Source organism: Streptomyces sp. URMC 126 (assembly GCF_051386555.1).
Taxonomy (GTDB): Bacteria; Actinomycetota; Actinomycetes; order Streptomycetales; family Streptomycetaceae; genus Streptomyces.
The window spans coordinates 1-286 of record NZ_JBPQTX010000776.1; the positions used below are offsets into that span (position 1 = coordinate 1).

Sequence of the window (286 nt, forward strand, 5' to 3'; positions counted from 1 at the left end):
GCTGGGTGGTGTGGGTCAGTCCCCGGCCGCCGTCCTCGGCGAGCGCCGTCATGTCGAACGTCGGGCCGCCCTCGGCGCCCAGTCCGACCAGCAGCAGGCCCAGCAGCATCACCACGGAGCCGAGCAGGGTGTAGAGGACGAACCTCCACGCGGCCCGCTCCCGTCCCGCGCCGCCCCAGCGGGCGATGAGGAAGTACATCGGGATCAGGACCGTCTCGAAGGCCAGGAAGAACAGCATCAGGTCCAGCACGGCGAAGGTCGCCAGGGTGCCGGCCTCCAGCAGGAG

Annotated in this window: 1 protein-coding gene; it reads right to left on the reverse strand. The window is 71.0% G+C overall.

Annotated elements, in window-relative coordinates; translation table 11 throughout:
* A partial coding sequence (locus ACSNOK_RS33865; protein WP_436784584.1) for a proton-conducting transporter transmembrane domain-containing protein occupies positions 1-286 on the reverse strand: 286 nt, incomplete at both ends.